Here is a 22,794-nt window from a genome sequence, read left to right as displayed (position 1 = left end):
GCTCGCCTCACTCACGAATAATGCACGCGCTTCTCAATGAAGCGGAACTGGAATGCGGTTAGCGCGATAACAATGATCATCAGAATAACCGACTGCGCCGATGAAGAGCCAAGGTTGAGATTGACGAAGCCGTCATTATAAACCTTGTAGACGAGGGTTTCGGTTGCTTTGGCAGGGCCGCCGCCGGTAACGGAATGAATGATGCCGAACGTATCGAAAAAGGCATAAACCGTGTTGACCACCAGCAGGAAGAAAGTTGTAGGCGCAAGAAGCGGGAAAACAATCGACCAGAAACGGCGCGCGCCGCGTGCGCCATCAATGGCTGCCGCCTCAATAAGCGATTTCGGGATTGCCTGAAGGCCTGCAACAAAAAACAGAAAATTATAGGAAATCTGTTTCCAGGCGGCTGCACCCACAATCATCGCCATAGCCTGATTGCCATTGAGCAAAGGATCCCATGCAAAACCCGCGCTACGCAGCATATAGGCAAGGGTGCCCATGGCAGGGTTAAACATGAACAGCCAGAGCATGCCGGCAACAGCCGGTGCAACAGCATAAGGCCAGATCAGAAGTGTACGATAAAGGGTCTTGCCACGAATGACACGGTCCGCAGCAGTTGCAAGCAATAATGCTGCGCCCATGGCAACAAATGCGGTCAGAAGGTTGAAGACAATCGTTACCTGAACCGAGTGCAGGTAATTCGGGTCAGACAGAACATTGGTAAAATTTGCCAATCCAACAAATGTTGATTTCAGTCCGAAGGCGTCTTCACGCATGAAGGATTGATAGATTGCCTGACTTGCTGGCCAGAAAAAGAAGATCACAGTCAATATGATCTGCGGTGCCAGCAGAAAATAGGGCAAGATCTTGTTTGGAAACGTGACATTCTGCACGGGAATTTCCTTACTAAGAGCAGTGCCGCCAGACCCTTTGAGGGAAGGCGGCACGCTTTAGTTCATCAGATTATTGTGCGGCGGCAATCGCTTCGTTTGCACGCTTTACAGCATTGTCGAGCGCAGTCTTTGCATCCTGTTTACCGCCAAGCATCGCTTCATATTCTTCGTTGAGAATATCACGAACCTGAGGCAGGTTGACGAGGCGGACACCTTTGGAGTTTTCCGTTGGCGCCTTGCCCATCATCTGGAGGATCGGTGTTTCACGGCCCGGGTTCTTTTCATAGAAGTCCGAATTCTTCGTTGCTTCATAAGCAGCCATTGTCACAGGCAGATAACCGGATTTCTCATGCAGTTTCTGCTGGATATTGGTCTGTGAAAGGAAGTTGAAGAACTGGGCAATGCCTTTATATTCGTCATCGCTGAGACCAGCAAAAACCCAAAGGCTTGCACCACCCGGAATGGTGTTCTGTGGGCCATGACCTTCATAATAAGGCAGCTGGCCAATACCATAATTCATACCCGATTTGACCACATCACCGAGACCACCCGAAGATTCCGTCAACATCGCGCATTCGCCGGAAGTAAAGAGCTGTTTGGCTTCCGAAGTGCGGCCGCCATAGCGGAAAGTTCCGTCCTTGGCGAGATCGGCAATTGCCTGAAAATGCTCTACAAAAATCGGTTCATTGATCTTGAGTTCAACGTCTGTGCCGCCAAGACCATTTTCATTGGTGCCGTATGCGACATTGTTCCAGGCAGAGAAATTTTCGGTCTGGATCCAGGTCAGCCATGTCGATGTGAAACCGCAAGGGGAAGCACCGCTTGCCTTGATTTTCTTGGCAGCTTCAAAAACTTCCGGCCATGTCTTTGGCGGGGTATTTTCGTCAAGACCAGCTTTCTTGAAAGCATCCTTATTGTAATAAAGGATTGGTGAAGACGAATTGTATGGGAATGACAGCATGGTGCCGTCCGGTTTGGAGTAATAAGCTACGATGCCCGGCAAATACTGCGACTTGTCGAATTTGTATCCACCCTTTTCAAGCACATCAGCTGCAGGAACGACTGCACCTTCAGCCGCCATCATGACACCGCTGCCGGCATCAAAAACCTGAATAATTGCAGGAGGTTGCTTGGAACGAAATGCGGCAATGCCTGCATTGAGTGTTTCCGGGTAGCTGCCCTTGTAGACAGGAACGATCTTGTATTCGCTCTGGCTTTCATTGAACTCATTTGCCAGTTCATTGACCATTTCGTTATTTGCGCCAGCCATACCGTGCCACCAGCTTAGCTCGGTCTGTGCAAAGGCTTGTGAGCCAAGGGTGAGGGCAAGGGCGCCAGTCAGCGCTGAAGTTGTGATCAGACGGGTAAGCATATTTCCTCCTCAGGAAACGCGGTTTCGTGAACGTCAAGAACGGATTCGATCCACTCTCTCGGTTCCGATACCTGCATTATGGTTATTACACTTATATGACTGCAATTTCGTTTTGGATCAACTTTTACTCCCAATAATAGAATAAATCCGAAAATGATAATGGTGGAAAGGAAAAAAAACGAAAAAGAAACGATAATTATGGGGAGAAGATGTGGATAGCGCCAGTATTTGCAGCTTTAAATGAAGCGATAGAGTTTTTGGCGGAGCCCGCTGCGTTGCAAGGCAAAGGTATTTTTAAGTGCTGACAAAACTGTGTTTATAATCCATGCATAGATAAAACATAAAGGATGTCACGGGCTTGTGTGTTAGCAAGAATCCCAATTATGTGGATTACAATGTTTTGCGGGCTGGTAAATTCATCAGTGAATATGTGAGAGCTCGCATAGGCATATTGGTAACAAAGCGCTAAGCGATTTTTAAGTCGCATGACGGAGTATTTATGCCCATTCGTGCTGACTGGAATGCAGCCTCGTTGGCTGCAAAGCTTTATTCCAGAACATGGAGAAAGGATGAACCGGGTGGTGTCATCATTGGTTTTGACCCGGATGGCGTAAAATTTGCCTATGCAGGAGGGCTGGAAAGCCTCTCCACCGGTATTCCCTTTACCGCAAATACGGTTGTTCGCTACGCATCCATCACCAAGCATATTTTCTGCACAATGCTTTTGCGTCATTCTGATCTGGTTGGTCTGAATGATCGCATCGGTGATCACTTGCCTGAATTACAGGCACCACTTGGTGATGTGACTATCGCTCGTGCGCTGGATATGACGGGGGGATTGCCTGATACACGTGAGTGCCTGACATTGTTAGGCCTATCCATATATTCGCATACAAGTGCAGAAAGCCTGATAGAGTTTCTATCATCGCTCACACGGCTCAATTTCTGTGAAGGCACTGAAATTTCCTACTCGAATACCGGATATCGGCTTGTGGAAGCTGCCTTGGAACGTAAGGGCGTGTTTTTTAAAGATTTTGTCTGCTCAGAGATAAATCAGCCATTCAATATCTTTATGGATGCGCCCGACGAATGGGCAGATACAGTTAAAGGACTTATGCCCGGCTACTGGAAATCTGGTGATAAATGGCTGCAAAGCAGTGCCGGATTGCATCTTTCTGCATCGGGCAGTGTGGCTGGAAGTGGTATGGCGCTTACAAAATGGGCGCAGGCTCTTTTGGCAGGAGAAGGCGCACTGAGCGGTGTACTTTCTGAACTTTCTGCCGAGCATTTTTTGAGTGACGGACGACCAACAGGTTATGGTCTTGGTCTGCGCTCGAGCGAAATTGATAGCAAGCAGTTTGTTGGTCATGGTGGATCGCATCCGGGCTATCAAAGCTATTTCCTCCTCGATCCAGCTGAAAAAACCGGTATGATTGTTGTCTGCAATCGTGAAGATGCAGATACATATAGAATTGCTCGTGATTGTATGGCTGCCCTTAACGGGCTTTCACTGCCTGAGCGGGCCTCTTTTATTGATGATGGATTATATGTCGCCGATACAGGCCCATTCTGGCTGGAGATGCGTGGCGGTGTTGCAAGCTTTCTGGGAGCCGATGATCCGCTTTATGATATCGGTGACGGATGGGTTTCTTCTTTGTCTTCATCATCTCCGATCAGGCTGCGCTGGGACGGAGAAGCATTGCAAGGCGAAATCGGCCATGTGACACGTGAACTGCGTCCAGTGCAGGCAAAACCAGTCGGCAATGAGTTTGATGGATATTGGAATGCATCACTCTTTGGTGCATCCTTCACTGTCGATAACGGACATATCATTATGGGCATTGGGCCAGTGCGTCAGGTCATGCCACTTGAAGATCTGGGTAAAGGACGGGCTTTGTTTACATTGCAGGATGGACCTTGGCGCCGTCGTATCTGCATTCACCTTTTAGGTGAAAACAGGCTGGAACTGGTTCTCAACCGCAGTCGTGTAATCGAATATCAGCGTTGAAAGCGCTTTATTGTGTTATTTTCGGAAAATGATTCCGATAATGACTTGAATGGAGTGAGCCAATGCTGGAACAGATGATCGATCAGGGTGCCGGTCGTGAACCCGCCGATATCGTGTTGAAAGGTGGCCGCTTTTTCGATCTTGTAACCGGAGAACTGGTTGAAAGCGACATTGCAATCTGCGGTGATCGCATTGTGGGAACATTTGGTACTTACCACGGCAAGCAGGAGATAGATATTAGCGGACGCATTGTTGTGCCGGGATTTATCGACACGCATCTGCATATCGAGTCTTCGCATATCACGCCGCATGAATTTGACCGTTGTGTATTGCCGCAAGGTGTTACCACCGTCATCTGCGACCCGCATGAGATTGCCAATGTGCTTGGCGCTGAAGGGCTGAAATATTTCCTTGATAGTTCGCTTGAGACCATCATGGATATTCGTGTTCAGCTTTCAAGCTGCGTACCGGCAACCCATATGGAAACATCTGGTGCAAAACTTCTTATTGATGATTTGCTGCCCTTTGCCGAACACCCAAAGGTGATCGGCCTTGCAGAATTTATGAACTTCCCCGGCGTATTATCCAAAGACCCGGAATCTATGGCGAAGCTTGAAGCCTTTCAGGGACGCCATATCGATGGTCATGCCCCTCTTTTGCGTGGGCTTGATCTGAATGCTTATATTGCCGCCGGTATCCGAACCGAACATGAGGCCACGAGTGCTGAAGAAGCGCTTGAGAAAATGCGTAAAGGCATGCATGTATTGGTGCGTGAAGGCTCGGTGTCTAAAGATCTTCATGCCCTGATGCCGATCATAACTGAACGCCATTCGCAATTTCTGGCATTGTGCACCGATGATCGTAATCCGCTTGATATCGCCGATCAGGGGCATCTTGATTATCTCATTCGCACAGCTATTGCCGGTGGTGTTGAGCCGCTTGCAATCTATCGCGCAGCGAGCATATCCGCAGCCCGTGCTTTTGGTCTGTTTGATCGCGGTCTGGTTGCGCCCGGGCAGCGGGCCGATCTCGTAGTCATTGATAGTCTTGAAGCCTGTAACGCTGAAATTGTATTTTCTGCGGGCAGGCTGGTTTGCGAAGAATTATTTGCAAAGCGCAACCCGGTTGCCGAAGTTGGTCGCAACAGTGTGAAAGCGCCAAAGGTCAGTGCATCAAATTTCAGATCGCAGTCAAATAGCGGCAAAACCCGGGCTATCGGCATTGTTCCCGGAAAGATTATTACCCAAAGCCTGGAGTTTGATTTGCATGTCGGTCCCCATGGTGTGGAGCCGGATATTGAGCGCGATGTTGTGAAAATCGCAGTCATTGAGCGGCACGGCAAGAATGGCAATATCGCTACAGGCTTCGTGCATGGTTTTGGTCTGAAAGCCGGCGCCATCGCTTCGACTGTCAGTCATGACAGCCATAATATTTGCGTGGTCGGCGTTTCAGATGAAGATATTGCGGCCGCAGCCAATCGGCTGGGTGAAATCGAAGGCGGTTTTGTTGTCGTCCGGGATGGAAAAGTGCTTGCGGAAATGCCTTTGCCAATTGCGGGGCTGATGAGTGCGCAGCCTTATGAAGCCGTGCGCGAACAATTACGTGCTCTTCGTCATGCGGCAGAAGAACTGGGCTCTGTGCTCGAAGAGCCATTCCTTCAATTGGCCTTTATCGCTTTGCCAGTTATTCCGCATCTGAAAATCACCGATCGCGGGCTTGTCGATGTGGACAGGTTTGAATTTGTTGGCAATTGAACGGACTGAGTTCATCGTCATAATTGCATTAATTTATTTTGCTAGTGCGCTGGTGAAAACCGGATTTTTGATATGCAGTTTTTGAATAGTTTTGATTTCTACCCGTTTCTCGATACCGTTGTAAGTTTTACTGCTGCCTTCATTTTTGGCACAATGATTGGTGCTGAACGTCAATATCGCCAGCGAACTGCGGGGTTGCGGACCAATGCGCTGGTCGCACTCGGATCGGCAGCTTTTGTCGATCTGGCGGCACGTCTCGCAGGCAATGCGGAAGCTTTACGCGTCATTGCGTATGTCGTGTCTGGCGTCGGTTTTCTGGGTGCCGGTGTGATCATGAAAGAGGGCATGAATGTACGCGGCCTTAATACGGCTGCAACACTTTGGTGTTCGGCGGCGGTTGGCGCATGTGCAGGCACGGATATGCTGGCGGAAGCAGCATTATTGACGCTTTATGTTTTGCTGGGAAATACATTGCTTCGCCCACTGGTCAATCTCATTAATCGCATACCGATTGATCAACAGGCGCTTGAACAGACCTATGAGGTGCGGGTGATTGCGACCCACAAGGTCATGGAGGAAATGCGCGAACTTCTTGCCGAGAAGCTGGATGAGGCAAAATATCCGGTTGGCGATGTGGAAATTACGGATCGTAATACGGAGACAGTTGAAATTCTTGCAACTCTTGTCAGCACATCGATTGACCCGGAGGAAATAAACGCAGTCACTCAATTTATGGAAAAGCAGCCGGGCGTGTTTTACGCAGGTTGGGAAGGCAGTTCAAAAGATTGATTATCGATCAATCCGCGTTGATAAAATGATTGAAGACATGGTGCGCTCGACTCCTTCAAGCGCTCCGATTTTGTCGAGCACAATATCGAGTTCCTGAATTGATGGTGCTTCAACAATTACAATCATATCGAAATGACCGCTGACAGAGTGCAACATACGCACAGCCATAATTCCGCGCAATGCTGTTTCAACTTTTGGTGCGAGCTTCGGTAGCGCTGTCACCAATACATGCGCACGCACCAGATCACGCTCGAATTCAGAAGCTACTCGAACGGTGTAGCCCTCAATCACGCCTCGTTTTTCAAGCTTTTCCAGCCTGCTTTGTATGGTCGTACGCGATACACCCAGCCGTCTCGCAAGGTCGGCGGTGGATGCACGTGCATTTTCACGTAGCAGGGCGATAAGGGCAAGATCGGCATTTGTCGTCATAATGCATATTAATTACGTCATTTTGTATAAATAAACAATGTGAAATCGTCAGTTTATACGCTTCTTTTCGCCGAAATTTATGAGATTCTTTATCTATTGAAATTGCATGAACCAAGGGGAAAAATATGAAAGAGATCGTTGTTGTAGGCGCGGGAAAAATTGGCGCGACCATTGCCGATCTACTGGCTTCAACTGGTGATTATGCTGTAACGGTTGTCGATCGTTCGCAGACACAGCTTGATGCGCTGGACACTGGCGCAACAGTCAAGACACAGGCGCTCGACATTGCAGATGCGCAGGCGCTTGAAGCCGTTCTGGCTGGCAAGTTTGCCGTTCTGAGTGCAGCTCCGTTTCAGCTTACCACGATGATTGCTGAAGCTGCTGCCAAAACCGGCGTGCATTATCTCGATTTGACTGAGGATGTTGCCAGCACCAAGCGCGTTATGGAGCTGGCGAAAAATGCCAAAACCGCTTTCATTCCACAATGCGGCCTTGCTCCGGGTTTTATTTCGATTGTGGCCTATGATCTTGCAAAACGCTTCGACACGCTTGAAAACGTGCGTATGCGTGTTGGTGCTCTGCCAGAATTTCCGTCCAATGCTCTTAACTATAACCTGACCTGGAGCACTGACGGCCTGATTAACGAATATATTGAACCGTGTGAAGCTATCGTCAATGGTCAATTGACCAAGGTGCCAGCTCTTGAAGAGCGTGAAGAATTTTCGCTGGATGGTGTAACCTATGAAGCGTTCAATACTTCGGGCGGTCTGGGCACATTATGCGATACACTTGAAGGCAAGGTTCGTACACTCAACTATCGCACGATCCGTTATCCGGGTCATGTTGCCCTGATGAAGGCATTGTTGAACGATCTTGGTTTGCGTCATCGCCGTGAAGTGCTCAAGGATATTTTTGAAAACGCCCTGCCAAGCACATTGCAGGATGTTATCGTGATCTTCGTTACTGTATCAGGCATGAAAAACGGTCGTCTGGTTCAGGAAACCTATGCAAACAAGGTTTATGCCAATCAGGTTGGCACAATCGTGCGTTCAGGCATTCAGATCACCACTGCTTCGGCAATTTGTGCCGTGCTTGATATGCTCGCCAAGGGGGAAATTGCCCAGAAAGGCTTTGTTCGTCAGGAAGACATTACACTGGATGCATTTCTCGCAAACCGCTTTGGAAAAGCCTATGCTCAGGAAGATCACGCGACGCGTCTTGTTGCCTGAAAGCACCTTTAAGGCCACATCAGACCCGTTGCGTTTACTGCGCAACGGGTTACTTTGCATTGAATATAACCACAAAGTTGCTATTGAATTTGTATGATTTTACGGGCAATCCGAACCGGGACTTCATAAGAAATTCACGACTACAAATGAAATAGGGAAGCGATGTTCAAGACAATTCTAATGGCCGGTCTGGCCTCTGTCGTTCTTGCCATGCCTGTACAGGCAAAGGATTGGAAAGAAATCCGTATTGCCAGTGAAGGCGCTTATCCACCCTTCAACTACATGTCGCCAGACGGCAAGCTGATTGGCTTTGACATTGATATTGCAAATGCACTTTGTGAAGCGATGGAAGCCAAATGTGAAATCGTTGCCAATGACTGGGACGGCATGATCCCCGGCCTTCAGGCCAATAAGTTTGATGCAGTGATTGCATCCATGGCAATTACCCCTGAGCGCGAAAAGCAGGTGGCATTCTCGGAACGTTATTACACAACACCACTCGCAGTTGTGGTTCCGAAGGACACGGATATTACCTCGCTGGAGCCTTCAGCATTTGATGGCAAAACTGTTGGTGCGCAGGCTGGCACGACACAGGGCAATTACGCCGATGATGTTTATGGCAAAGCCGGTGCGGATGTGAAGCTTTATCCGACCGCTGATGAAGCCAATGCCGATCTTGAAAATGGCCGAATTGATGCGATTGCCGCTGACAAGTTTCTGGCTGCTGATTGGCTGAAGAAGCAGGGCGCTGATTGCTGTAAGTTCCTTGGCGATATTCCGGGCTCGGAAACCAAGATTTCTGTTGCCTTGCGTCAGGGTGACGATGATTTGCGTGAACAGTTTAATGCGGCGATTAAAAAGATTCGCGACAACGGCACTTATGAAACAATCCGCAAAAAGTATTTTGATTTTGACATTTATTGATCGAAAATAAGTGACTTGTAAAAGTTTCGCTATTTTGATGTATGAAAATGCGCATCGGCAGACCGTCAATGCGCATTTTCATTTTATGAAATAGCTCGGGGATACCATGCAGCAACAAGATGTCATCGTTCTGGGTGCGGGTATCATCGGGGTTTCGGCAGCGCTTCATTTGCAAGCGCGAGGTCGCTCAGTCACATTGGTCGATCGCAAAGGTCCGGGGCAAGGCACAAGCTTTGGTAATGCGGGTTTAATTGAGCGTTCAAGCGTCATTCCCTATTCCTTCCCTCAAGGGTTTGCTACGTTGCTGCGCTATGCCCTGAACCGTCGTTGCGATGTGCGTTATGATCCACTCTACATCCCCCGTATCGCCCGCTGGCTATTTGCGTATTGGCGTGAATCGTCGCCAGAGCGCTTGAAAATCGCAACAGAGGCCATGTTGCCGCTGATTGAAGCGAGCGTTCGCGAGCATGATGCACTTATTGCACAGGCCGGTTGTGAACGACTTGTGCGTTCACAGGGCTGGATTGAAGTCTTTCGCAATGAAGCTGCATTTAACGCAGCTATACAACGCCTGCCACAGTTACAACGCTTTAATCTTGCCTATGATGTTCTGGATGCTCAAGCGCTCAAACAACGCGAAACAGCACTGGGAGATGTTGCCGGCGGCATTCACTGGCTTGATCCGAAAACCATTGTTAATCCGGGTGGTCTGGTGCAAGCCTATGCTGATCTGTTTCGCTCGAATGGTGGCAGATTTGTTCATGGCGATGCAGAAACGCTGACAGAAAGTGCAAATGGCTGGCAAGTCACGACACAGGAAGGTCTCACCTTTGCGCGTGAGGTTGTTGTAGCACTTGGTCCGCAATCGGGCCTGATTTTCCAGAAATGTGGTTATCCAATACCGCTTGGTATCAAACGCGGCCATCATATGCATTTTGAAATGCAGGATGGTGAACGCCTCGGTCATACAGTGGTCGATGAAGAAGCCGGTTATGTGCTTGCCCCGATGGTGCAAGGTGTTCGGCTTTCAACCGGTATTGAATTTGCATCGCCCGATGCTCCTGCCAGCTTTATCCAACTCAAACGCGCCGAAAAAATTGCCCGGCGTCTTGTGCCGCAACTGGGCGGACCCCTGGAAACAAAACCCTGGTTGGGCTTGCGCCCATGTTTGCCGGATATGCGGCCGGTGATTGGACCTGCTTCACGCCATAAAGGGCTATGGTTTGATTTTGGACATGCGCATCATGGTCTCACACTTGGTCCGGCGAGTGGTCGTCTGCTGGCTGAGATGATGAGCGGCGAGAAAACATTTACTGATCCAGCTCCTTATTCAGCAAATCGGTTTCTATAATCATCTTCGATTTTTGACTGGCGGTCTTGTCAGATGCGCCAATGCAGGGTTATCAATCATGTCCCATCACATCCGCGTTTAGCGGGAAAACGATCCGGAAAAAATCTCGTGAAAATGAAGCTTTTAGGCCGTACAGGCCTCAATGTTACTGAAATTTGCCTTGGTACCATGACCTGGGGTGTCCAGAACACTGAAAACGACGCGCATGAACAGCTCGATTTCGCAGTCGATGCGGGTGTCAACTTTATCGACACTGCCGAAGGCTACGCAGTTCCTATGAGCCGGGAAAGCTATGGGAAAACTGAAAGCTATATCGGTAGCTGGTTCAAAAAATCTGGTAAACGTGAGAGTGTCATTCTTGCCAGCAAGATTGCTGGTGGAGGTCGTCAGGAATGGATTCGCGATGGTGCCAAGCCAAGCCGTGCAAGTGTCGCCGAGGCAATTAACGATAGCCTGAAACGTTTGCAGACCGATTATATTGATCTTTATCAAATTCATTGGCCATCGCGTCCGCACTACCATTTTGGTCAAGGATGGGGTTTTGATCCGTCTCATGTTGATCCTCAGGCTGAACGTGAGCAGATTCATGATGTTTTGCTGGGGCTTGATGATGCGGTTCGTGCAGGCAAGATCCTTCACGTAGGTCTTTCCAATGAAACGGCTTGGGGCACGATGCAGTGGTTAAAGATTGCGCAGGAGCATCATTTGCCGCGAATGGCATCTATACAGAATGAATATGGTCTTTTGCAGCGTGAATTTGATCATGACATGGCTGAAGTATCACTGTTTGAAGACGTTGGTTTGCTAGCTTATTCGACGCTTGCTGCGGGTGTACTGACCGGAAAATATCTCAATGGAAAGGTTCCTGAAGGTTCACGGGCTTCTGTGACGGATGGGGGGCTTTGGCGCGATAGTTCCTATTCAGAGCCTGTAATTCGCGCATATATTGATGTCGCCAAAAAGCACGGTCTTGATATTGCGCAGATGGCGATCGCATTTTCTTTATCACGGCCTTTCATGACGTCTGTGATTATTGGTGCGACCTCGATTGAACAGCTCAAGGTCAATATTGCAGCAAGTGAAGTGATGTTATCAGCCGAAGTACTGGCCGACATAGAAAAGATCTATCGCTCTTATCCGCGCCCGCTTTGAGGAACAATAGCCAGCCATATGTTTTGTGGCTGGCTTAGCCTTTCAGATATATGTCGTGTTTTAAATGCCATTGGTCGATTGGCGTATGACTTGATGAGCTCACGATTACCAGATGGTCGAACCTTAGTTTTCGGCCTGAAAGCTCTTTGGCAAGGCGCTTCATCTCAGCCTGTTTGAATTCAGAATCTTCAACACCATAGGCTAGTGAGACATGCGGCAGGAAACTTTTCAAACCGGCATCGCGGGATATTTCAAGGGACTCTTGTTTCAAGCGCATCAGGACAGGGGTCTTTTCGAGCGCCGCATAAAAAGACCGAAAATAGCTTTCATTTCCAGTTACGTTTTCAATCTGAAGCTCGAGCGGTTTACGTCCTATTGCAAGACGTATCACCTGAGGCAAAAGTTCTTCCGCCGAACACTTCATATCAGGCACAAGCGTTACATGCGGCTCAAATTGTGGGGTATTAAAGCGCTGGCTTAAATTCCGTATGATTTCTTTAAGAAAAACAAGATCATCATATGCTGGAGACAGCCAAATGGAGTGATCAGGCATTTAGGGTATTTTTCCGTTTGTAACATTCTCATTTTTAAGAGGCCGCACACTTCCACGCAGGATAAGCGGCGTGTCAATCATCACCATTTGTGGAGGCAAATTGGGTTTGTTTTGGCGTTCATCAAGCATACGCACAATTTCAACCGAGAGACGCTCGGCATTTTGATCAAAAGTGGTCAGACGATAAGCGCCCCATCGTGCTTCTGCGACATTATCGAAGCCAATGACAGACAGGTCTTCCGGGATTGAGAGATTAAAGACATCGCGTGCACAATCCATCAACCCGAATGCCATTAGGTCATTGACGCAAAATACGGCTTCAACACGGTCCCGTTCGCTAAGCAGAAGTGAAGCAGCCGCAAAGCCTCCATCGTAATCTGTCAGTTCTCCACGTTGTATACTCACGTCAAGGCCAATGGTTTTGGCTCGTGTAATATAAGCTTCTTCACGTTCCAGCAGATTAGGGCTACGAACATTCGACGTAACAAGTCCAAGATGCTTGATGCCGCGTGCGGCAAATACATCAACGGCTGTTTCTGCTGCCTGGCGATTATTAATCCTGATATGATCAGGCCCATCTTCATTGCGACCGACGACGATTAATGTCTGTCCGTTGCGCTGCGCCAGTTCGATAAAAGACGATGATGGCATGCCGGATAAAACAACAGTCGCTTCTGCGCGATAACGTAGCAATGTCTGGTGTGCTGCAGAAAGATTTTCACCATGCTGCCCAGTCGGGATCAGTACAGGCACGCTGCCACGTGCAGTCAGACGGCGGGAAAGAGCTTCAATCTGGCGTGAGCGAAATGGACTTGCCGGGTCGGCAGCTATCATGCCTACGATGTGACTGCGTTTGGCGAGCAAGCCACGCGCCAGATCATTGACCTGATAACCAAGCTTTTCAGCCGCTTTCAACACTTTTTCACGGGTTGATGGCGAGACACTGGCACCGGGCGTGAAGGTTCGTGAAACTGCCGAACGCGATACACCTGCTTCCACCGCGACTTCATGAGCACTGATGAAACGTGGCTGGTTTTCGGGAAGTTCGTCCTGAAAACAATCTTTGTCGGTCATCATTATCGACCTACTTTTGAGAGAACGTCGGCGCGCAGAAAACGCTCGACCACGAACATGAATGCAATGGATGGCACCAGCAGAATCAGCGCACTGATCGATGCGATTTGATAGTTGCCGCCCGAGCTTGCTGTATAAAGCATCAGTGGCAATGTTGTAATATCAGGCGCACCTACAAAATATGTTCCTGTGAATTCATCGAGAGATTCAAGAAATACAAAGATAGCGCTGGCAAGCAGTCCCGGCGCTGCAATTGGCAATGTGATGTGAAAAAAAGTTTTAATGGCCGAAGCCCCCATGGAACGTGCTGCTTCCTCCAGCTCGCGGTCAATCGCGGAAAAAGCAGCGGTTGCAATCCACACAGCATAGACAAGTCCATGCGTCACATGAACCAGCACCACACCAATTATTGTCCCGTTTAATTGCAGTGAATAAAACATCTGCGCAATATTGACGTAGATTGGCAGGTTTGGAAAAGCCTGTGGGATCAGCAGAATAAGCAGGATAAACCCCCGAAATGGCAATTTTAGCCTTGCCAATGCATAGCCTGCCGGAATGGCCAGCCCAAGTGCAACAACAACTGTCAAACATGCAATAATCATACTTGTCGAGAGCGATGAAACTGCATTGCCACGCGGTGAAAACACATTGGCCCAAAAGGAAAAGCCATATTGAATGGGCAATGTATGCGGGAAATACCAGCGTTCTGCCACGGCCCAGAGAAGAAGGTTCGCAAGCGGTCCGAATATAGCAAAAGCCAACAGACCAAGCAAAATGCCGCGCGGTATCCAGCGCCAGTCAAGTGTGGTTTTCATCAGCCGTGCTCCCTCATTGTTTGGCGCAAATAAACCCATGCAACAAGGCTGGTCATCAGGAGTGATATTGTCCCAAGCGCATTAGCTACGCCATAATCGCCATAAGCATTGATACGGAATGCCATATTCGCTGTGATCATGGTCGGCGACTGGGCATTGATCATCAGCGGCACCGAAAGCACCGACATCATGGTGACAAAACTGAGGATCAGGCCGACAAACAATGTCGGGCGAACTTGTGGGAGCACAATTTCAATGAGAATGCGCAATCGTCCCGCACCAAGATTGCGTGCCGATTCAATCGTACTGCGATCAATCGATGCCATGGCTCCTGCAAGCAGCAATGTCACGAACGGCGTTTGTTTCCAGACAAAGGCGATTACAATGCCGCGCCAGTCAAGAAAGCTTATCACCTGAAGCGGAGACAAGACGCCGCTTTCAATCAGCAGGCTGTTCATCAGCCCGTTTTTGGCTAGAAATGTGCGAAGTATCTGCCCGACCACAATGAATGGAATGAATAGCGGCCAGCGGTAAAGCCAGCGCAGGACAGCTACGGCACGCAGATTGGAGCCGAGCGTCAGATAACCACCAATGGCTATTGCGAGAAGTGCGATCAGCGCAGAAGAAAGTGTGACGATCACAAGCGTGAATATCATGTCGCTTGAATAAAGCTCGAAAGCCTTGATGAAATTGCCTAATCCCCAATCTTCGCCAACGTGAAATGCTCCTGTTAATGCACCAAATAGCGGTACGATGAACAGGAACAATACGATAGCCAGTGCTGGCGCGACCAACAGAAAACCTGTCATTCTCTGCGACATGATATTCCCCGAATTTACGATTTGGGATCGGGTGCGCATATTCTACGCACCCGATCAATATTCTTTATCAATTGCCGACCTGACGCTCATAAGCTTCCAGAATTGCTGTGTTGTATGGTGCAATCGGGAAAGGCTTGCCATATTTTGCAAGATCTTCAGGTGAAATGTCCGTAAATAGCTTGTTCCATGTATCCGCATCGAGCTCTGCCTTGACATAATCGGCATCAATGCCAGGATACCAGTTGAAACGCTCAACAATGCCTTCAGCCTGAACTTTAGGGCTGGTTGCAAGGGCCACAAATTTCTCGGCCAATTCCTTGTTGGCGCTCTTTTCTGGAATGACATAATGCATCGGCTGTCCCGGCATCCCCGGTGAAGGCAGAACAAGCTTCATTTCCGGTGGGAGCTGACCGTTGGCCTTCCACGAATAGAACATATCAACCCAGACTGGCCCAATGGCGATTTCGCCGCGGCTGAGCATATCTAGCGTTCCGGCATTACCCGGTGTCAATGTCGCATTGGTGGTGAAATCCTTGAGGGAAGCAAAAGCTTTATCCCAGTTTTTAGCTTCACTTTCTTCATAGGGACCCTTCATCAGCTTGTCGGCGTCGCCGCCATAAGCATAAATCCAGCCCATAACGAAGCTTACACCGGATGCACCGCCCTTAATGCCATTATAGCCGAATTGCTTCGGATTTTCCTTGGCCCATGTAACCAGCTCGTCATAACTCTTTGGTGGATTGGCCACCAGTGCCGGGTTATAGGCGAGGGCGGTCTGACTGTTGAACATTGGCATGACATAGCCATCAACATTGCTGCCGAGCGCCATTTTGGCATTATCGCGTGTGACGAGCTTGCCGCTGTCGATCTTGTTACGATAGTTTTCAAGAAAATTCTTTTCGACCATTGGGCCAGCAAATTTTTCGTGAATGACAGCAACGTCTGCATCCCATGTTTTGACACCGGCTTTTGACTGCGCTTCAAAACGTTCAAGAATTTTCTGTGAACCGGCATCGCCTGGACCAGTGCCGACAACGCGAACGCTTGTGCCCGGATTTTCTTTCTCAAACAAGGGGCCGAGATATTCATTCACATAATCGACCATGTTCTGGTCACCGGCAGTCAGAACTGTCAGTTCCTGCGCTGCGGCAGGTGATACCGTCAGGCCAAGAACAAGAGCTGTTTTCAGGATCGTCTTCATCGAATAATTCCTGCTTTTATCCGCATGGCGGAAGGGTTTGGCGGTTGGATAAATCTATCCGGTGAGCTGTGATCGGGAATTTTATGCAATTGCGGACAAATGAAAGCCCGCAATCTTATTAAGCAGGCAAGCCTGCGCCCTCTGTTGAGCAGGCAAGCCTGCTGGGATGATCGGTTGAGATGGTGATTTTCATACATGCACACCTGTGCATTTGAAAAAACATCATCCATTACGATCGGATTATTTGTCGAACAGGAAAAGTGCCTGCTCGGGAATATGAATTTCTACCTGTGAGCCTGGTTGGTGGCTTTCTGGTGCATCGACCATGAGATGTCTGCCGCCAACATTTATCATGTGTCGCCATAGGCCTCCTGGATAGCTTGTTTGATCAACGTTTCCTGTCAGGGTGAGTTCAGGTACGGTGCCGGAGCCAGGCGCACCCGGACTGGTCAGTTTGGCTGTTTCACTACGAAAGCGTAATGACGCGATGCCATCAGACAGATTACGGCGACCTGCTGGAATGATACTCGCTTTGTTATGTGCCCCTGCTGCGATCTCGATGCGATCAGCCTTTACACTTATCGGCAATTCGATGTTGTTTTCAGCACCCATGAAGGCTGCGACAAAATCAGATACAGGATGATTGTAAATTTCCTCCGGCGCTCCGGCCTGGGCTACTTCGCCATTATTCAAGATTACGATACGGTCAGCCATGACCATCGCTTCTTCCCGATCATGGGTAACATGTACTGCAGTGATACCTAAACGACGCTGCAATGCACTAATCTCGTGGCGAACGGACAAACGAATACGTGCATCAAGGTTTGAAAGAGGTTCGTCCAATAGAAGAATATCGGGTTCAATCGCCAGCGCACGCCCAAGTGCCACGCGTTGACGTTGACCGCCTGACAATGCCGCTGGCTTTCGATCAAGCAGTGCTTCAAGCCCGAGAAGACGTGCAACCTCCTGCACTTTTTGCGAGATTGTTTCTTTCGCAGTACCGCGAATGCGCAGGCCGTAGCCAATATTTTGCGCAACACTCATATGAGGCCAAAGCGCATAAGACTGGAATACCAGAGCCATGCCACGTTTGTCGGGCGGCAGGCTTGTGACATCCTTGCCGCCAACGCGGATTGCGCCTTCGCTTGGTGTATTGAAACCCGCAATGGCACGCAACAAAGTGGTTTTACCGCAGCCGGACGAACCAAGCAGCGCTACAAATTCACCTTGTTTAACAGACAGGTCCACCCCTTTAAGAATTTCATTGCTGCCATAACGGACACGTGCATTCGCAACCTCCAAAAAAGCAGGCATATGCATATCCTCCCCAGGATTGACGGCCGGATTATTATTTTCTGCACAGCCGTGCAATCTGGATTGAAGCATTTTTATATAACCTCGACAAGCAACAATTTCTATTCGGCTGGATATGCGCGGGCAGCTATTTATACGCTGTCTGCTATGATTGTTATCTATCGGGGATTTATAACAGCTATATGACTGATATGGCGCAGCTGTGCAAAAGCGTGGACAACCTTGCAAGGTTGTCCACGCTGCACGCAAGCCGTCCTGACACGAACGAACAGCTTACAGATTTGAATTCAGGGCGTTTCCACCTCATGCCGTGCTTCTGTTCGTGCTGTTTTTAACGATGAAAACAGGAAAGCGACAATGAAGATCAATGTCAGGAGCAAAACAATTGTTGGTGCTGGAGCGCTGTCAATGAAGAATGACAAATAGACGCCTGAGAATGAAGAGAAGATGGCAACGATAACAGCAACAATCATCATGTTGCTGAATTTGCGTGTCAGCAGGAAGGCGATTGCACCGGGTGCGATCAACAGAGAAATTGCAAGGATGATCCCGACAGCTTTCAGAACGCCGACGATTGTTAGTGAAATCAGGCACAGTAGCCCATAATGCAAAAGACGCACAGGCAAGCCAACGGCCCGGGCCTGTGCAGGATCAAATGCATGAAGCAGAAAATCACGCCATTTGACAATAAGTACGCCTGCCGTTATCGCCGCAATAAGTGCGGTTTCAATCAAATCTCCAGTATTAATACCCAGAATGTCACCAAACAGAATGTGATCCAGATGCACATCTGCCCGCACGGAAACATAAAGCACCAGTCCTAGCCCAAACATGCCGGAGAAGACTATACCCATCACGGTATCTTGCTTGATACGGCTGTTTTCTTTGAGAAAACCGGTGGCAAGCGCACAGATCATACCGGCAACAAAAGCGCCAATGCCAAAGGGTAGGCCAATCATATAAGCAACCACGACGCCTGGCAGAACCGCATGACTGATGGCATCTCCCATCAAGGACCAACCCTTGAGCACAAGAAAGCAGGAGAGCAGGGCAGTCGGTATGGCAATGAGCACCGAAGCAATCAGTGCATAGATCATGAAATCGAATTGAAACGGCATCAATAGCATTTCGGGAAAGCTCATGGCTCAACCTCCTGCAAGGCTTTGAACGCACGTCTGCGGGCTGCCAGCATGCCGTGTTTGGGGGCCAGAAAAAACACTGCGAGAAATACCAGTGTCTGTAATACGACAATAATACCGCCTGTGGCGCCATCCATGAAATAGCTGACATAAGCGCCGATGAAGCTCGTCACAGAGCCAATCAGCACGGCAATCCATAACAGTCGTGAAAAGCGATCTGTGAGCAGATATGCTGTTGCACCCGGTGTCACAACCATACAGATCACAAGAAACGCGCCAACAGTTTGCATTGCAGCAACCGTTGAAGCGGAAAGAAGCGTGAAGAACATGATTTTCAGCGCTGTTGGTTTCAGGCCAATGGAACGAGCATGGCTTTCATCAAAAAACACCACCATCAGGTCTTTCCACTTGAGCAAAAGCAGCGCCAGTGAAACGAAGCCAATGATTGCCAGTTGCAGAATATCACCCGGCGTTATCGCCAGAATATTGCCAAGCACAATTGTCTGAATGCTGACCGAAGTAGGCCTTAGTGAAATCATAAACAGACCAAGGCCGAAAAATGCTGTGAAAATCAGACCAATAATTGCATCTTCCTTGAGCTTTGTTCGCTGATTGAGAAACAGCATCGCAGCAGCAGCCAAACCGCCCGAAAAGAATGCACCAATGGAAAAGGGCAGGCCCAGCATATAGGCACCTGCAACACCGGGCACGATAGAGTGGGAGAGGGCGTCACCGATCAGTGACCAGCCTTTGAGCATCAGATAGGCAGAAAGAAACGCGCAAACACCACCGACAAGGGCCGAAACCCACATGGCATTGAGCATATAACCATAAGAAAATGGTTCGAGAAGCAGGGCCATTAATTCTGCCCTTCCTGTTTATGCTCATAAAGCACAAAGGGGCGCTCATCATCGGTAATTACACCAATGGCCGAACGGTTCTGCTTCGTAGTCTCATCGAGAATGAGGTGCCGAAGGACGCCACCGAATGTTTTTTCAAGATTGGTTTGTGTGAAAATATCTTCTGTCGGGCCATATGCAAGCACAGTATTCTTGACGAGCACTGTGCGGTCACAAAACTCTGGCACGCTTCCCAGATTATGGGTGGAAACCAGCATTACACGGCCTTCATCCCGAAGCCCACGCAGAAGGACGATGATGGCTTCTTCGGTCTTGACGTCCACCCCGGTAAATGGCTCATCAAGCAGGATAACCTGCGCATCCTGAGCAAGTGCACGCGCAAGAAATACACGCTTTTTTTGACCGCCGGACAGTTCACCAATTTGCCGCTTGCGAAAATCGAGCATATTAACACGGCTCAATGCCTTTTCGACAGCGTCATGATCGGCACGACGTGCAATACGCATCATGCCCATATGACCGTAACGCCCCATCATCACGACATCTTCCACAAGGACAGGAAAGTTCCAGTCTACTTCTTCACTTTGAGGTACATATGCTACAAAGTTGCGTTTGAGCGCTTGATCAACAGGCATGCCAAGAATAGAAATATTACCCTTGGCCAGACGGACAAAACCCATAATCGCCTTGAACAGTGTTGATTTTCCTGAACCATTGACGCCAACCAATGCTGTTATTGTGCCGGTCGGTATTTCAAAGCTGGCATTGCGCAGAGCTGTATGGCCATTGCGATAGGTGACGGTCGCGTCTTTCACGATCAAACCCTGAACCGCGCTTTGAGGAAGCGCGGTCTGTTCTTGATCATGATGATTTATCGGAACATTCATTGTTTGAGGCCTTTGGCGATCGTGTCTGACGTGACTTTCAGAAGATCAATATAGGTTGGAACCGGACCGTCTGCTTCTGAGAGTGAATCGACATAGAGTACACCACCGTATTTAGCGCCGGTTTCTCTTGCAACCTGCTTTGCCGGGGCTGACGAAACCGTGCTTTCTGAGAAAACAGCAGGGATATCATTGGCGCGAACCGCATCAATTACTTTGCGCACTTGTTGCGGCGTACCCTGCTGATCGGCATTGATGGGCCACAAATACAATTCTTTAAGATCAAAATCACGTGCGAGATAAGAGAATGCGCCTTCACTTGTCACAAGCCAGCGTTTGTCAGCAGGGATTGTTGTAAGTTCTGCTTTGATTGGATCGATGGTAGCAATTATCTCAGCCTTGTATTTTTCGGCATTTGCTTTGTAGGTATCAGCATTATCCGGGTCGTATTTAACAAGGGCATCCCGAATATTGTCGACATAGATAAGAGCCGAGCTTGGCGACATCCATGCATGCGGGTTTGGTTTGCCGCTATAAGGACCTTCAGAGATGCTCATCGGCACAACGCCATCGCTTACCACTGCACTCGGAACATTTTTGAGCCGTGAGAAGAACTTTTCAAACCATAGTTCAAGGTTAAGCCCATTCCAGAGGATAAGATCTGCGTCTTGCGCTTTGATAAGATCGCCAGGTGTTGGCTGGTACTCATGAATTTCAGCACCGGGTTTGGTAATTGATTCAATTGTGGCTGCGTCGCCGGCAACATTGCGTGCAATATCTGCAATCACCGTAAATGTCGTTACAGCCTTGAACTTCTCACCCGCAAAAACGCTGCCGGATGCCAACAGCATCGCAAGGCTTGCCACAAAAGCTGTTTTTAGAACATTTTTCATCGGTCGATGCATTCTAGTCTCCTTAATGCTAATAATATGCAATTGCATATATTAAGCAATGGACGATATCAATCGCTTTTGCAAATCATTTGCAAAAGAATCGGATGCGGGATTCAATTACAATTTTAAATTGTATTCGCGTTTTATTTATGCAACCATTCCGGTCGGGGGCATGCTTTTTTATACCGCCTTTTGAAAGCAGAACTTAATTATATGTGACATACTGACGGTGCAAAAAAGTAATTGGCATCCAAGATTCATTTTTCGTTTTGATTTGATGATCGGGGATATTAATGAGCTTAAATACATTAAATTATGAGAAAAATCATAGTTACCAATTCAGCTCATCTGATGGTTTGGACTTAAATAATTTTCCAGATGACGTAGAAGAAGAGTTCTTCGCCCATACCTATTCGCCAAAGGGAATTAGTGTTTATGCGCCAGAAAATATATTGGCCATAATTTTGCTCAAGCCCGTGCGCAACCTGAAGTGGAAGAATGAAGAAAATGAAGAAATCTCATCTTCTTGCGCCGCAGGTACAGTATTTCTTCTTCCTGAAAATCAGGGAACGCTAATTAATTGGCCAGAATCAGTAGAAATTTTAAAAGTATTTATCGGTGATAAAACATTTATAAAAAATACAATGTCTGATTTTAAAGGCTCTATTGATAATATAAATGGAAATGTTGTTAGTTTTAATAGCAGACAATGCTTGCATTTGAGCAAAATAATTATTGATGGGTTGCAGGATGAAAACATTTATAAAATTAATTATATAAAATCACTTTATTTGGCATTAGTGTACTTAATTCTTAAGAATGCACATTCTACGAAAAATTCGACATCAAATTACTCTGGATTAAGCAGCTATGCTTGTCGTCAAATTGAAAGCTACTTGAAAGAGCATTTTCACATGCCGGTAAGTGTCCCGGAAATGGCTGCGATGCTTGGTATATCCGCAGGGCATTTTGCAACTCGTTTTCGAGAGAGCTTTGGCCAGCCGCCTCATCAATATTTGATGAGTCTACGATTAGATGAAGCTGAAAAATTTTTGGTGGAAACGGATCTGCCAATCAGTGAAATTGCAGCGCGTTTAAGCTTTGCAAGCCAGAGCCACTTAACAACGGCATTAAAAAAATATCGACAGTTAACCCCCGGCGAAATTAGGCGGCGTCGAAAAATATGATGGATTGAGAAAAATAAAAGATATCGACGGTCAGGTTTTGCCAGCCGTCGATGCTGCTTTGAACCTTAATGAGGTGCACATTGATAGAATTGAATTATACGCGTCCATAAGTGTTTCATATTTGATTTGGACCTAATTAATAAGAATCGAAA

Annotated in this window: 21 protein-coding genes; 8 read left to right on the top strand and 13 right to left on the bottom strand. The window is 48.2% G+C overall.

Annotated features, from left to right (window positions below; all coding sequences use genetic code 11):
• Positions 1–11: 11 nt before the first annotated feature.
• Both ugpA and ugpB read right to left on the bottom strand, forming a co-directional pair.
• A complete protein-coding gene (gene ugpA / locus FHY56_RS01740; RefSeq protein WP_140903442.1) occupies positions 12–893 on the bottom strand; it encodes a sn-glycerol-3-phosphate ABC transporter permease UgpA in 882 nt (293 codons plus the stop codon).
• Positions 894–963: 70 nt separating this feature from the next.
• Entirely contained in the window at positions 964–2,265 is a 1,302-nt protein-coding gene (gene ugpB / locus FHY56_RS01735; RefSeq protein ID WP_168927567.1) for a sn-glycerol-3-phosphate ABC transporter substrate-binding protein UgpB, read from the bottom strand.
• Between the two features lie 499 nt (positions 2,266–2,764).
• On the opposite strand from ugpB, the gene FHY56_RS01730 reads away from it, so the two are divergent.
• The 3 genes from FHY56_RS01730 (at position 2,765) to FHY56_RS01720 (ending at position 6,816) form a co-directional block, all read left to right on the top strand.
• Complete coding sequence (locus FHY56_RS01730; RefSeq protein WP_140903441.1) at positions 2,765–4,273, top strand: serine hydrolase domain-containing protein; 1,509 nt, start codon at positions 2,765–2,767, stop codon at positions 4,271–4,273.
• Between the two features lie 62 nt (positions 4,274–4,335).
• Positions 4,336–6,027: an adenine deaminase gene (gene ade / locus FHY56_RS01725; RefSeq protein ID WP_140903440.1), complete on the top strand. Its 1,692-nt coding sequence runs from the start codon at positions 4,336–4,338 to the stop codon at positions 6,025–6,027.
• A 72-nt stretch (positions 6,028–6,099) separates the two neighbouring features.
• Positions 6,100–6,816: an MgtC/SapB family protein gene (locus FHY56_RS01720; protein WP_140903439.1), complete on the top strand. Its 717-nt coding sequence runs from the start codon at positions 6,100–6,102 to the stop codon at positions 6,814–6,816.
• Here FHY56_RS01720 and FHY56_RS01715 read toward each other — a convergent pair whose 3' ends face one another.
• Complete coding sequence (locus FHY56_RS01715; RefSeq protein WP_140903438.1) at positions 6,817–7,245, bottom strand: Lrp/AsnC family transcriptional regulator; 429 nt, start codon at positions 7,243–7,245, stop codon at positions 6,817–6,819. It lies immediately after the preceding gene.
• Between the two features lie 125 nt (positions 7,246–7,370).
• On the opposite strand from FHY56_RS01715, the gene FHY56_RS01710 reads away from it, so the two are divergent.
• The 4 genes from FHY56_RS01710 (at position 7,371) to FHY56_RS01695 (ending at position 11,901) form a co-directional block, all read left to right on the top strand.
• Positions 7,371–8,474 (top strand): saccharopine dehydrogenase family protein, encoded by a 1,104-nt coding sequence (locus FHY56_RS01710; RefSeq protein ID WP_140903437.1) that lies wholly within the window; start codon positions 7,371–7,373, stop codon positions 8,472–8,474.
• 162 nt (positions 8,475–8,636) lie between these two features.
• Positions 8,637–9,398 (top strand): ABC transporter substrate-binding protein, encoded by a 762-nt coding sequence (locus tag FHY56_RS01705; protein WP_140903436.1) that lies wholly within the window; start codon positions 8,637–8,639, stop codon positions 9,396–9,398.
• Between the two features lie 106 nt (positions 9,399–9,504).
• Positions 9,505–10,749 carry an NAD(P)/FAD-dependent oxidoreductase gene (locus tag FHY56_RS01700; protein ID WP_140903435.1) on the top strand — a complete coding sequence of 415 codons (1,245 nt, stop codon included), beginning with the start codon at positions 9,505–9,507 and terminating at the stop codon, positions 10,747–10,749.
• Positions 10,750–10,863: 114 nt separating this feature from the next.
• Positions 10,864–11,901 (top strand): aldo/keto reductase, encoded by a 1,038-nt coding sequence (locus FHY56_RS01695; protein WP_140903548.1) that lies wholly within the window; start codon positions 10,864–10,866, stop codon positions 11,899–11,901.
• A 34-nt stretch (positions 11,902–11,935) separates the two neighbouring features.
• Here FHY56_RS01695 and FHY56_RS01690 read toward each other — a convergent pair whose 3' ends face one another.
• The 10 genes from FHY56_RS01690 to FHY56_RS01645 form a co-directional block, all read right to left on the bottom strand.
• A complete protein-coding gene (locus tag FHY56_RS01690; RefSeq protein WP_140903434.1) occupies positions 11,936–12,454 on the bottom strand; it encodes a 2'-5' RNA ligase family protein in 519 nt (172 codons plus the stop codon).
• Positions 12,455–13,528: a LacI family DNA-binding transcriptional regulator gene (locus tag FHY56_RS01685; RefSeq protein WP_140903547.1), complete on the bottom strand. Its 1,074-nt coding sequence runs from the start codon at positions 13,526–13,528 to the stop codon at positions 12,455–12,457. It lies immediately after the preceding gene.
• A 2-nt stretch (positions 13,529–13,530) separates the two neighbouring features.
• A complete protein-coding gene (locus tag FHY56_RS01680) occupies positions 13,531–14,343 on the bottom strand; it encodes an ABC transporter permease (RefSeq protein WP_140903433.1) in 813 nt (270 codons plus the stop codon).
• Complete coding sequence (locus tag FHY56_RS01675) at positions 14,343–15,164, bottom strand: ABC transporter permease (RefSeq protein ID WP_140903432.1); 822 nt, start codon at positions 15,162–15,164, stop codon at positions 14,343–14,345. The genes FHY56_RS01680 and FHY56_RS01675 overlap by 1 nt, the downstream gene beginning before the upstream one ends.
• Before the next feature lie 67 nt (positions 15,165–15,231).
• Entirely contained in the window at positions 15,232–16,365 is a 1,134-nt protein-coding gene (locus FHY56_RS01670) for an ABC transporter substrate-binding protein (RefSeq protein WP_140903431.1), read from the bottom strand.
• Between the two features lie 240 nt (positions 16,366–16,605).
• On the bottom strand, positions 16,606–17,679 hold the full coding sequence (locus FHY56_RS01665; RefSeq protein ID WP_140903430.1) for an ABC transporter ATP-binding protein: 1,074 nt from the start codon (positions 17,677–17,679) through the stop codon (positions 16,606–16,608).
• Between the two features lie 287 nt (positions 17,680–17,966).
• A complete protein-coding gene (locus FHY56_RS01660) occupies positions 17,967–18,821 on the bottom strand; it encodes a metal ABC transporter permease (RefSeq protein WP_140903429.1) in 855 nt (284 codons plus the stop codon).
• On the bottom strand, positions 18,818–19,678 hold the full coding sequence (locus FHY56_RS01655; protein WP_140903428.1) for a metal ABC transporter permease: 861 nt from the start codon (positions 19,676–19,678) through the stop codon (positions 18,818–18,820). The genes FHY56_RS01660 and FHY56_RS01655 overlap by 4 nt, the downstream gene beginning before the upstream one ends.
• Positions 19,678–20,565, bottom strand: coding sequence for a manganese/iron ABC transporter ATP-binding protein (locus tag FHY56_RS01650; RefSeq protein WP_235889398.1), 888 nt, complete (start codon positions 20,563–20,565; stop codon positions 19,678–19,680). The genes FHY56_RS01655 and FHY56_RS01650 overlap by 1 nt, the downstream gene beginning before the upstream one ends.
• The gene (locus tag FHY56_RS01645; RefSeq protein WP_235889407.1) at positions 20,562–21,413 is read right to left on the bottom strand and encodes a metal ABC transporter substrate-binding protein; all 852 of its coding nucleotides are present in this window, start codon (positions 21,411–21,413) and stop codon (positions 20,562–20,564) included. Before FHY56_RS01645 ends, FHY56_RS01650 begins: the two co-directional genes overlap by 4 nt.
• A 335-nt stretch (positions 21,414–21,748) precedes the next feature.
• On the opposite strand from FHY56_RS01645, the gene FHY56_RS01640 reads away from it, so the two are divergent.
• The gene (locus FHY56_RS01640; RefSeq protein WP_140903426.1) at positions 21,749–22,642 is read left to right on the top strand and encodes a helix-turn-helix domain-containing protein; all 894 of its coding nucleotides are present in this window, start codon (positions 21,749–21,751) and stop codon (positions 22,640–22,642) included.
• The last annotated feature ends 152 nt before the right edge of the window (positions 22,643–22,794 follow it).

The organism is Brucella gallinifaecis (assembly GCF_006476605.1).
GTDB lineage: Bacteria > Pseudomonadota > Alphaproteobacteria > Rhizobiales > Rhizobiaceae > Brucella > Brucella gallinifaecis.
This window is presented reverse-complemented; position numbering and strand designations above follow the sequence as displayed.